Here is a 7470-nt window from a genome sequence, read left to right as displayed (position 1 = left end):
GGGCCGGCGCGGGCGGTATAATCGTCGTTTTTCCCGGTCCGGCAACAGCCCGCCTGTTCCCGCGCCGGGCATGCACGCCTTTCGATCCACTTCTGCGCGCGAGCCGTCGCGCCGCTTAAAGCCTAGCCCGAACCACACCATGCACGAAAGATACGTACCCGCCGACGTCGAAGCCGCCGCCCAGGGCGACTGGCGCGCAGCCGATGCCTACAAGACGCAGGAAGATTCGCAGAAGCCGAAGTTCTACTGCGTGTCGATGCTGCCGTACCCGTCCGGCAAGCTGCACATGGGTCACGTGCGCAACTACACGATCAACGACGTGATGTACCGCTATCTGCGGATGAACGGCTACAACACGCTGATGCCGATGGGCTGGGACGCGTTCGGGATGCCGGCCGAGAACGCCGCGATGGCGAACGGCGTGCCGCCCGCGAAGTGGACCTACGACAACATCGACTACATGAAGGGCCAGATGCAGTCGATGGGCCTCGCGATCGACTGGTCGCGCGAGATCGCGACGTGCAAGCCCGACTACTACAAGTGGAACCAGTGGCTGTTCCTGAAGATGCTCGAGAAGGGCATCGCGTACAAGAAGACGGGCACCGTGAACTGGGACCCGGTCGACCAGACCGTGCTCGCGAACGAGCAGGTGATCGACGGGCGCGGCTGGCGCTCGGGCGCGCTCGTCGAGAAGCGCGAGATCCCGATGTACTACCTGCGCATCACGCAGTACGCCGATGAACTGCTGAACGACCTCGACGGCCTCGGCTGGCCCGAGCGCGTGAAGATCATGCAGCAGAACTGGATCGGCAAGAGCTTCGGCGTGAACTTCGGCTTCCCGTACGAACTCGACGGCGAGCAGAAGCTGCTGCGCGTGTTCACGACGCGCGCCGACACGATCATGGGCGTCACGTTCTGCGCGATCGCGGCCGAGCACCCGCTCGCCACGCGTCTGGCGCAGGACAAGCCGGAACTGCTCGCGTTCATCGACGAATGCAAGCGCGGCGGCGTCGCCGAAGCCGACGTCGCGACGATGGAAAAGAAGGGCGTCGCGACGGGCTTCTCGGTCAAGCACCCGCTGACCGGCGAGCCGGTCGAGGTGTGGATCGGCAACTACGTGCTGATGAGCTATGGCGAAGGCGCGGTGATGGGCGTGCCGGGCCACGACGAGCGCGACTTCGCGTTCGCGAAGAAGTACGACCTGCCGATCAAGCAGGTGATCTCGGCCGAAGGCCAGACGTACTCGCTCGACGCATGGCAGGAGTGGTACGGCGACAAGGAAACCGCGGTCTGCGTGAACAGCGGCAAGTACGACGGCCTGCGCTACGCGGAAGCGGTCGACGCGGTCGCGGCCGACCTGAACGCCGGCGGCTTCGGCGACAAGCAGGTCACGTGGCGCCTGCGCGACTGGGGCGTATCGCGCCAGCGCTACTGGGGCACGCCGATCCCGATCATCCACTGCCCGTCGTGCGGCGACGTGCCGGTGCCGGAACAGGACCTGCCGGTCGTGCTGCCGGAAGACCTCGTGCCGGACGGCTCGGGCAACCCGCTCGCGAAGTCGGAAGCGTTCCTGAACTGTTCGTGCCCGAAGTGCGGCGCGGCCGCGAAGCGCGAAACCGACACGATGGACACGTTCGTCGATTCGTCGTGGTACTTCTCGCGCTACACGGCGCCGGACGCCGACACGATGGTCGACGCACGCACCGATTACTGGATGCCGATGGACCAATACATCGGCGGCATCGAGCACGCGATCCTGCACCTGCTGTATTCGCGCTTCTGGACCAAGGTGATGCGCGACCTCGGCCTCGTGAAGTTCGGCGAGCCGGCGAAGAACCTGCTCACGCAGGGGATGGTGCTGAACGAGACGTTCTATCGCGAGGACGCTTCGGGCAAGAAGACCTGGTACAACCCGGCCGACGTGACGGTCACGCACGACGACAAGGGCCGCCCGGTCGGCGCGACGCTGAACACGGACGGCCAGCCGGTCGTGCTCGGCGGCATCGAGAAGATGTCGAAGTCGAAGAACAACGGCGTCGATCCGCAGGTGCTGATCGACCTGTACGGCGCCGACACCGCGCGCCTGTTCACGATGTTCGCCGCACCGCCCGAGCAGCAGCTCGAATGGTCGGGCGCGGGCGTCGAAGGCGCGAGCCGCTTCCTGCGCCGCGTGTGGAGCTTCGGCTACGGCAACCGCGAGGCGCTCGCCGCGCGCGCGGGCTTCGATGCAGCCGCGCTCGGCGAAGCCGACAAGGCGCTGCGCCGCGAGATCTACAGCGTGCTGAAGCAGGCCGATTTTGACTACCAGCGCCTGCAGTACAACACGGTCGTGTCGGCCGCGATGAAGATGCTGAACGCGATCGACGGCGCGAAGGGCGCGACGCCCGGCGTGCTGCGCGAAGCGTACGGCGTGCTGCTGCGCGTGCTGTACCCGGTTGTGCCGCACGTCACGTTCGAACTGTGGAAGGCACTCGGCTACGCGGACGAATTCGGCCCGCTGCTCGACGCGCCGTGGCCGAAGGTCGACGAGGCCGCGCTCGAGCAGGCCGAGATCGAACTCGTGCTGCAGGTGAACGGCAAGGTGCGCGGCGCGCTGAAGGTGGCGAAGGACGCGAGCCGCGAGGCGATCGAAGCCGCGGCGGTGGCCGACGAAGCATTCGCGAAGTTCAGCGACGGCAAGCCGGCGAAGAAGATCGTCGTCGTGCCGGGCCGCCTCGTGAACATCGTCGTCTGACGGCCGCCGGCCGTCGGACGTACCCAGAAGGAGCGAAGGTGATCCGCAGATCGTTTTTGATGCTCGTCGGCAGCGCGGTCGCGCTGTCGGCATGCGGCTTCCAGTTGCGCGGCCAGCAGGACTACGCGTTCAAGCACCTGCTGGTGGCCGGTGCGCCGGCGCCCGTCGAGGCGCGTCTCACGCGCCTCGTCGAGGCCGGCAGCGACACGAAGATCGTCAAGTCGGCGGACGACGCCGACGCCGTGCTGCGCATGTGGGAGTCGCGTGGGCAGAACACGCTGACGCTCAACAAGTTCGGCTCGGCGCAGGAATACGCGCTGTTCTATACGCTGAACTACACGCTGACGAGCAAGGACGGCACCGTGCTGATCCCGCCGAGCGCGATCGCGCTGAACCGCGCGATGACGTACAGCGACCAGTACACGAACGCGAAGGCGCAGGAAGCCGACATCCTGTACGGCGACATGCAGAACGACGCGGTCGACCAGCTGATGCGACGTCTCGCGATCGTCCATTCGCTGACGCCGGCGCCGGAGGACGTGGTGCCGGGTGTCGCGCCGCGCGCGCCGCTGCCGCCGCCGCCGCTCTGATCGACGGCGCACGTAGCGATGCAATTGCGACTTGATGCGCTGGAGCCGCACCTCGCGAAGGGGTTGGCCGGGCTCTATACCGTCTACGGCGACGAGCCGCTGCTCGCGCAGGAAGCGTGCGACCGCATTCGTGCGGCCGCACGCGCGGCCGGCTTCACCGAGCGTTCGGTGCATACGGTCGAGCGCGGCTTCGACTGGAGCGTGCTGCTCGGCGCGACCCAGGCGATGTCGCTGTTCGGCGAGCGCCAGCTGATCGAGCTGCGCATTCCGTCGGGCAAGCCCGGCAAGGAAGGCGCCGATGCGCTGAAGACGCTCGCGGCCGCGCCCAATCCCGACGCGCTGATGCTCGTCACGTTGCCGCGTCTCGATGCGGCCACGCAGAAATCCGCGTGGTTTACCGCGCTGCAGAACGGCGGCGTCGCGCTGAAGATCGATCCGGTCGATCGCGCGCAACTGCCGAACTGGATCGGCCAGCGTCTCGCGATGCAGGGCCAGCGGGCCGCGCCCGGCGACGACGGGCGGCGCGCGCTGCAGTTCATTGCCGAGCGCGTCGAAGGCAACCTGCTCGCCGCGCACCAGGAAATCCAGAAGCTCGGGCTGCTGTATCCGCAAGGGACGCTGTCGTTCGAGCAGGTGCACGACGCGGTGCTGAACGTCGCGCGCTACGACGTCTTCAAGCTGAACGAAGCGATGCTCGCCGGCGACGCCGCGCGGCTCGCACGGATGATCGACGGGCTGAAGGGCGAGGGCGAGGCGATCGTGCTCGTGATGTGGGCCGTCGTCGAGGAACTGCGCACGCTGCTGCGGATCAAGCGCGGCGCGACGGCCGGCAAGCCGCTGGCGACGCTGCTGCGAGAGAACCGCGTATGGGGGCCGCGCGAGCGGCTGATCGGCCCCGCGCTGAACCGCGTGTCGGAAGGCGTGCTCGAGAAGGCGCTCGCGTTCGCCGCGAAGCTCGACCGGCAGGTCAAGGGGCTCACGGCCGTCGTGCCGGGCCGCCGCACGCAGGACGAGCCGCCGCCCGATCCGTGGGACGGGCTGTTCCAGCTCGCGATGACGGTCGCGGGCGCGCGCGGCGAACGACCGCCGACCGCGGGTCGCGTGCGACGCTAGGTCCCGTCCGGGCCGTCAGCGCGCACGGCGCAACCCGCTTACAATATTTCGATTGCCGGCGCGGCGTGTCTGCCGCGGCCTGGCGCGGATGGCCGCCCCGGATGGCCGTCCGCGCGCTCCCCCACGAATTCATGCCGCTCCGCGCGGCTCGCTTCTCGAGTCACACGATGGATATCGATCAGTACATGACCGACCTGGGCCGTCGCGCCCGGCACGCTTCCCGCGCGATGGCGCGCGCCAGCACGGCCGCGAAGAACGCGGCGCTCGACGCGGTGGCCCGCGCGATCGAACGCGACGCGCAGGTGCTGAAGGACGCGAATGCGCGCGACGTCGCCCGCGCCCGTGAAAAGGGGCTCGATGCAGCGTTCGTCGACCGCCTGACGCTGTCGGACAAGGCGCTGAAAACGATGGTCGAAGGGCTGCGCCAGGTCGCGTCGCTCGCCGATCCGATCGGCGAGATCGGCAACCTCAAGTATCGCCCGAGCGGGATCCAGGTCGGCCAGATGCGCGTGCCGCTCGGCGTGATCGGCATCATCTACGAATCGCGCCCGAACGTGACGATCGACGCGGCCGCGCTGTGCCTGAAGTCGGGCAACGCGACGATCCTGCGCGGCGGCTCCGAAGCGCTCGAATCGAACGCGGCGCTCGCGAAGCTGATCGGTGAAGGGCTCGAGGCGGCCGGCCTGCCGCAGGACGCGGTGCAGGTCGTCGCGACGGCCGATCGCGCGGCGGTCGGCAAGCTGATCACGATGACCGAATACGTCGACGTGATCGTGCCGCGCGGCGGCAAGAGCCTGATCGAGCGCCTGATCAACGAGGCGCGCGTGCCGATGATCAAGCACCTCGACGGCATCTGCCACGTGTACGTCGACGATCGCGCCGATCTCGCCAAGGCGCTGACCGTCTGCGACAACGCGAAGACGCACCGCTACGGCACCTGCAACACGATGGAGACGCTGCTCGTGTCGGGCGGCATCGCGGCTGCGCTGCTGCCGCCGCTCGGCAAGCTGTATCGCGACAAGCAGGTCGAGCTGCGCGTCGATGCGGCCGCGCGCGCGGTGCTCGCCGATGCGGGCGTCGGTCCGCTCGTCGACGCGACCGAAGAAGACTGGCATACCGAATATCTCGCGCCGGTGCTCGCGATCAAGGTCGTCGACGGCCTCGACGCCGCGATCGAGCACATCAACCACTACGGCTCGCATCACACCGATGCGATCGTTACCGAGGATCACGACCGCGCGATGCGTTTCCTGCGCGAGGTCGATTCCGCGAGCGTGATGGTCAACGCGTCGACCCGCTTCGCGGACGGCTTCGAGTTCGGCCTCGGCGCGGAAATCGGCATCTCGAACGACAAGCTGCACGCACGCGGCCCCGTCGGCCTGGAAGGGCTGACGTCGCTGAAGTACGTCGTGCTCGGACACGGCGAAGGCCGCCAGTAACCCGCGAGGCGCACCACCAATGGCAATGCTCTGGGTCAAGACGTTCCATATCGTTCTGATCGCCGCGTGGTTCGCGGGGCTCTTCTACCTGCCGCGCATCTACGTGAACCTGGCCATGGAGACCGATCCGGCCGCGGTACGCCGCCTGCTGCTGATGGCGCGCAAGCTGTTCCGCTTCATGACGATGATCGCGGTGCCGGCGCTGGCCTGCGGGCTGTGGCTGTGGCTCGTGATCGGCATCGGGCAGGGGCAGGGCTGGATCCATGCGAAGGTGACGGTCGTGCTGCTGCTCGTGATCTACCACGCGTACTGCGGGCACTTGTTGAAAGTGTTCGAGCGCGGCGAGAACAAGCGTACCGACAAGTGGTATCGCGTGTTCAACGAACTGCCGGTGCTCGGCATGCTTGCCGCGGTCGCACTGGTCGTGATCAAGCCGTTCTGAGCGGCGCGGCCGGCGCGGTGGCCGGTGCGGACCCCTGCGCGACGGCGCCCCTCGGGGCGCCGTTTGTCGTTGACGTGCGTGTTACGTGCCGGCTGATGCGCCGGTCATGCGCCGGCCGACCGCCACGCGCCGTCAATCCTTCGTGCCGTCGTCGATCCGGCGCCGCGTAATCGCTTCCTTCGCGCGGCCGACCCGTTCCATCAGCGCGGGGCCGCGCGACAGCGCCACGCCGACCGCGAGGATGTCGCCGATCGCGAGGTGCGACATCCGCGACGTCATCGGCGAGAACACGTCCGTTTCCTCGGCAACGTTCGACGCGAGGCTCACGGTCGCGAGCTTCGCGAGCGGCGAATGGCTCTGCGTGATCGCGACGACCTTCGCGCCGCACGCGAGCGCGGAGCGCGCGGCGTCGACGATGTCGCGCGTGCGGCCGGTGTTCGAGATCGCGACGACGACGTCGTGCGGCCCGAGCAGCGCGGACGACATCGAGAACGTGTGCGGATCCGAGTACGCGACGCTCGGCACGCCGAGCCGGAAGAACTTGTGCTGGATGTCCTGCGCGGCGATGCCCGAGCCGCCGGCGCCGTAGAACTCGATCCGCGACGCGTTCGACAGCAGCGCGATCGCCTCGGCAACGCTGCCGGCGGACAGGCTGTTGCGTACTTCGATCAGCGCGCCGATCGTGCGGTCGAACACCTTGCCGATGATGCCGGGCGCCGGTTCGTCGGGCTCGACGTCGCGGTAGACCGACGACACGCCCGGCGCGACGCTCTGTGCGAGCCGGATCTTGAATTCGCGAAAGCCGCTGCAGCCGAGCGCCTGGCAGAAGCGGGCGATGGTCGGCTGGCTGACGCCCGCGCGCGTCGACAGCTCGGTCATCGCGAGGTCGAGCACCTCGCGCGGCGCGGCGAGGATGTAGTCGGCGAGCTTGCGCTCGGACGGGCGCAACTCGGCGCGGATCGCTTCAATGCGAGGCAGCATGGGGCGGTACGTGAAAATCGGGTTCGGATGAGCGAGTGTATCGCAATCGAATTGTAGAAAATCTACATGAAATTACTAGCGTCATTGTGGTGCTTTTGGTGGGATGACGGCAGATGAAATTAGGGTTTTCACTATGTTTGGCCTTGCTGGTGGCGGGAATGAAGGTTGCGC

Annotated in this window: 6 protein-coding genes; 5 read left to right on the top strand and 1 reads right to left on the bottom strand. The window is 67.7% G+C overall.

What is annotated here, in order from left to right:
- Positions 1–139: 139 nt before the first annotated feature.
- The 5 genes from leuS (at position 140) to G3N62_RS13580 (ending at position 6318) form a co-directional block, all read left to right on the top strand.
- Positions 140–2734, top strand: a complete 2595-nt coding sequence (gene leuS / locus G3N62_RS13600) for a leucine--tRNA ligase (RefSeq protein WP_034186427.1) — start codon at positions 140–142, stop codon at positions 2732–2734.
- A gap of 38 nt (positions 2735–2772) precedes the next feature.
- Positions 2773–3324, top strand: a complete 552-nt coding sequence (lptE, locus tag G3N62_RS13595; protein ID WP_034186428.1) for an LPS assembly lipoprotein LptE — start codon at positions 2773–2775, stop codon at positions 3322–3324.
- Positions 3325–3342: 18 nt separating this feature from the next.
- Positions 3343–4437 carry a DNA polymerase III subunit delta gene (gene holA, locus G3N62_RS13590; RefSeq protein ID WP_034186429.1) on the top strand — a complete coding sequence of 365 codons (1095 nt, stop codon included), beginning with the start codon at positions 3343–3345 and terminating at the stop codon, positions 4435–4437.
- Between the two features lie 167 nt (positions 4438–4604).
- A complete protein-coding gene (locus tag G3N62_RS13585; RefSeq protein WP_034186430.1) occupies positions 4605–5876 on the top strand; it encodes a glutamate-5-semialdehyde dehydrogenase in 1272 nt (423 codons plus the stop codon).
- A gap of 19 nt (positions 5877–5895) precedes the next feature.
- Positions 5896–6318 carry a CopD family protein gene (locus tag G3N62_RS13580; protein WP_107938103.1) on the top strand — a complete coding sequence of 141 codons (423 nt, stop codon included), beginning with the start codon at positions 5896–5898 and terminating at the stop codon, positions 6316–6318.
- 132 nt (positions 6319–6450) lie between these two features.
- Here the strand turns inward: G3N62_RS13580 and G3N62_RS13575 are convergent, their stop codons facing one another.
- Entirely contained in the window at positions 6451–7299 is an 849-nt protein-coding gene (locus tag G3N62_RS13575) for a MurR/RpiR family transcriptional regulator (protein ID WP_021158790.1), read from the bottom strand.
- Between the last annotated feature and the right edge of the window lie 171 nt (positions 7300–7470).

Source organism: Burkholderia sp. Tr-20355 (genome assembly GCF_017104685.1).
Taxonomy (GTDB): Bacteria; Pseudomonadota; Gammaproteobacteria; order Burkholderiales; family Burkholderiaceae; genus Burkholderia; species Burkholderia seminalis.
This window is presented reverse-complemented; position numbering and strand designations above follow the sequence as displayed.

Excerpts from the sequence above, each read along its gene's own strand:
- G3N62_RS13580 (WP_107938103.1), top strand. The coding sequence starts at position 5,896 with ATGGCAATGCTCTGGGTCAAGACGTTCCATATCGTTCTGATCGCCGCG.
- holA (WP_034186429.1), top strand. The coding sequence starts at position 3,343 with ATGCAATTGCGACTTGATGCGCTGGAGCCGCACCTCGCGAAGGGGTTG.
- G3N62_RS13585 (WP_034186430.1), top strand. The coding sequence starts at position 4,605 with ATGGATATCGATCAGTACATGACCGACCTGGGCCGTCGCGCCCGGCAC.
- leuS (WP_034186427.1), top strand. The coding sequence starts at position 140 with ATGCACGAAAGATACGTACCCGCCGACGTCGAAGCCGCCGCCCAGGGC.
- G3N62_RS13575 (WP_021158790.1), bottom strand. The coding sequence starts at position 7,299 with ATGCTGCCTCGCATTGAAGCGATCCGCGCCGAGTTGCGCCCGTCCGAG.